Annotated in this window: 1 protein-coding gene and 4 pseudogenes; 2 read left to right on the top strand and 3 right to left on the bottom strand. The window is 57.2% G+C overall.

Going from position 1 to position 3,488, the window contains the following annotated elements:
• A pseudogene (locus tag DMO26_RS33180) lies at positions 1–198 on the top strand (YecA family protein); the annotation flags it as partial.
• Positions 199–288: 90 nt separating this feature from the next.
• Positions 289–417 (top strand): annotated as a pseudogene (locus DMO26_RS35160) (IS256 family transposase); the annotation flags it as partial.
• A 9-nt stretch (positions 418–426) separates the two neighbouring features.
• Here the strand turns inward: DMO26_RS35160 and DMO26_RS33170 are convergent.
• The 3 genes and pseudogenes from DMO26_RS33170 to DMO26_RS34690 all read right to left on the bottom strand — a co-directional run.
• Positions 427–1,272, bottom strand: a complete 846-nt coding sequence (locus tag DMO26_RS33170) for an IS4/Tn5 family transposase DNA-binding protein (RefSeq protein ID WP_226951520.1) — start codon at positions 1,270–1,272, stop codon at positions 427–429.
• Positions 1,273–1,723: 451 nt separating this feature from the next.
• Positions 1,724–2,007 (bottom strand): annotated as a pseudogene (locus DMO26_RS33165) (transposase); the annotation flags it as partial.
• Positions 2,008–2,868: 861 nt separating this feature from the next.
• A pseudogene (locus DMO26_RS34690) lies at positions 2,869–3,100 on the bottom strand (adenine deaminase C-terminal domain-containing protein); the annotation flags it as partial.
• Positions 3,101–3,488 lie beyond the last annotated feature (388 nt).

Below are 3,488 nucleotides of genomic sequence, written 5' to 3'. Positions count from 1 at the left end.
ACCGGCGAACCCCTCATGGGCATCCTCATTCAGTCCACGAGATCCGAATTGGCCGAAATGATCTCCATGGCATTCCCAAAGCCTTCGCCGGCCCTGCTCAAGGATGCATGGCGCGCGATCCCGTTTGTGGTCGAGCAGATCTATGCCAATTGCAAGCCGATGCGCTTCAATCCCGCCGCCCCAGCAAATGACCCGTAGCGTCGCTACCGGATAGACGGCCTCGTAATCAGCCTGTGCTGCGTCACCAGCCGCACAACGTCAACCCAATTTGACCGTGGGGCGCTCAAAACGGTTACCCTGTATCTGGTCTTGAACAGATCGGAGAAAGCGTGGAAAATGCCACCCAAAGAATGGGCGATGGCAAAATCCCAATTCGCCGTTCTCTTCGCGGACCGCTTCCACGCCGCGAGGGCGTAAACGAAATGTTTAACCGCACGCCCGTACACGAAATTCCTGACACTCCCCGACAGCAATCGTCTCAGGCTTGCCATTTGCATCGCGGACCTCGACCTCGTGCATTCCGCTGATTTCGGCCTCATTCATCTCGGCGGCGATCGTATGCTCGCCGTCGCCCGCCAGCCGGTCGACGCAAGTCCTTACCAGGAAATGGGTGCCGAGTTCATGGGCCATGCAGAAAAGCTCATAGATGTCGCTTTCGCGATCACCGACATGGATGCAGCGCGCGCCATCACCGAACAGCGCAATCGACTCCCGCATATTCTGTAGCCAGCGGAAGCTCTCCTTCTCTTCGATAGGCAAGCGCGTCAGGTTGACCTTTTTCTTCAACGCAGCGGTTCCCTTGAACTTCGACCGCGTCCAGAACTTGATGGCCGAAAGGCCAAGCGGCAAACCGTCCAGCGTGACGGCCATGCTCGAATGCATCAAAAGCCCGCAAACGGGCTGTGCCCGGGAACGATCAGCCTTGCCCTTATTAGTCCGGCCGGTGAGCCCGATCTGCTCGGGTCGCTTCCTTTGATAGATGAGTTCACTCGTATCCTGCAGGACCAGAATAGGACCGGTCGCCGCAGCAAAACGGCTGCGCGTCGCCTCAAAGTGACCAGCGAGAATCTCGCCCTCGCTGACCCGATCATTGGAAAAGAACCGATAAGCCGCCTTGGTATTGGCCCAGTCCTGGCACGCCAGTGGAATGCTCGCTCCCATGGCACCGTTCAACCTCTCCACAAGCTGACGTAAGCGCTTGCCAAGGCGCTCGTCTGCGAAGGTAGAGCCGGCAAGCTCGTCATCAAACCACGCGTTCACTCCTGCGTCCATGGCACCGCTCCTGTGCGATTCGGTGCCAAACAACGAATCACGAGCGATTCCTGCTACGCAAGAGGGCAAAACATCAAGGTATCTCACCGGCATGAAATGTGGGTAACTGAAAGCTGAGCACACCCCCGTTTCCGTTTTGCACCCTCTACCCCTTCCATTTCGCGCGGACTCTCTCCATATTCGCGGCATAGCCAGACCGCCGAAAAATCCCCTTCTTCGTCGCGCGAAAAGCCCTCGAATTCCGAAAACCGCGGTTTCGAGGAAGCTCCGCAATCGTCTTTCCAAGGTGCTCCTCTGCAGGACTCCGTCGCCGATTGGGTAAAATGGAGGATGGCCGCGTTGCAACTCGCCTGAAATCCACCTTGCGGCTTTCATGCGCCCGCACGTCAAACAAAGTGACAGTACCCGTTCTGAAGCAGGAGGCCGAGGATCCGGGTGGGCGCAGTCAGAGCCTTTCAGCCACGCGGCGTGGTTCCAGAAAGCTCGGAAAGTAACTGCCGGTGCGAAGTTTGGGAATACGAAGCTCGACGGTGCCAACTCGTGGCTCCCAACCGCGATCGCGATAGCATTACGTCGAGCGAGGCGCAAGGCGTTCTTCTCGCCATACCCCGCGCCCGTCTTCGCGCCGACCTCCCATTCCATCAGCTTTTCAGCGGCAAAGCCGATCATCTCGCGCAGCAAATCGGCATTAGCACTCTTCTCAACGAGCCAGCGTGGATCATCTTCGTGGCGGATTAAATTTCACCGACCATGGCCACCGTCGTCCCGATTGAAAGCCCGGGGCGAGGATAGGGGAACTGCAACTGATGTACGGTTTGATTTCGCGTCATTAGGGGACGCTTCAATCTGCCAAACCGCCGCCGAAGCCTCGAGTGCCCTCAGTGCCCTATCATATCCGGCATAAGCATGGGGATATCTTGAGTACAACTCATTAACTGCGGATGTCGAGCGCGAAGCCGTTTTGCTGGGACCAGGCCTGGTCTGCCTCAGCCCTTTCTGATGAGAGGCTGCTCTCCAATGGTCAGATCGATTTGAACCGGGCTTAACGACGCCTTTCGGGCCGTTGGCCGCTGCCAGTCCTCTCCCATTGCCCGCGTTCCTGCCTTGTTGGCGAGGAGGTGGTGGCGCGGAAGCTCCTGCTTGAATCTCCGCGGCCAATTCTGTGGCAAATTTTGGGACATTTGCATCGAAAAGCACTGGGTCATGGGCGACCCATCCACCGCCGTGCGCGGGGTTTACATTGGTTATGTCCTGATTTGGCGGCTTCCTAGCTACGCCCAGCCGGGTTATCGGTGGACGCGAGATCCGAGCCTGCTGCTGGGCGGTGGCGGAATAATGCTCTATCCTGGACGGAGGCGTTGTCGGAGCTCGATTTTGCGAAGCGGGCGCAGCGACGTTGTGTGTTTCCCGACGGCCATTTTCCCCCGTATTTAGGACAGAAGGGTCCTGGAGTATTGCGCTAAGAGGAATGTTCTCGGTCACCGATGCTTCTCCCGTTTTATTTCAGGACCATACCGCATCTTTGTCGAGATACTAAGCCTGAGCGGGTTTCAGATGTAGCGCGCCCATTCTTTCTTGCAGCCTGCGAAAGACGCCTCAGATCAGCCTGAACCTATCAACATCCATCATGCCCTTGTCGAAAATCTTCAGGTGTAGGATGACCGCAGCGGCAGGAACGCGACCTGCGGGAAAGGTGATTCCAAGGTCGCTCCAAGCACATATCCCGCCTTCTCAAGTGGTGCAGTGCGGCGATCTTGCCGGTCACCTTGCCGTTTTCCACAACGACGAAGCCACCGAGAATCTTGCAGAGGCGGCTATTCGTCATTGCCCAAGGATGATGTCGCGCAGGGCATTCTGACCGCCTACGGCGAAAACACCTTGACGTGCTCCACCACGTCATCGCCGATGCTGAATTCCTGCACGACCAACTTTCCATAGATAGGGTATTCGGCTTGGCGCCTCATCTTCAGGCGATTTGGGATCGTAGGCGGGGTGCTGCGCTTCGAGGGATGATAAAACGTGGTCTGTATCGCAAACAGCCACAAGCATCAGAAAGGAAGCGCAGCATGAAGCATTCTGAACTGATGGGGTTGTCTTCTCTATTCGGCGTGGTGAGGTCAAGCACCTTCTGACTGTCCGTAGCTATGGTGATTGATGTCTTCGCAGTCTCGCGCTTCTCTCCGGGCTCGGCCTGCGTGGCCCTCCCATTATGGGAT

It is taken from the genome of Rhizobium terrae, from assembly GCF_003425685.1.
GTDB lineage: Bacteria > Pseudomonadota > Alphaproteobacteria > Rhizobiales > Rhizobiaceae > Neorhizobium > Neorhizobium terrae.
The sequence above is the reverse complement of the archived record's forward strand: the minus strand, read 5'-3'. Positions and strand labels throughout refer to the sequence as shown.

What these genes read in the sequence shown, in the direction of transcription:
- DMO26_RS33170 (WP_226951520.1), bottom strand. Translation starts at nt 1,272, where the DNA reads ATGGACGCAGGAGTGAACGCGTGGTTTGATGACGAGCTTGCCGGCTCT.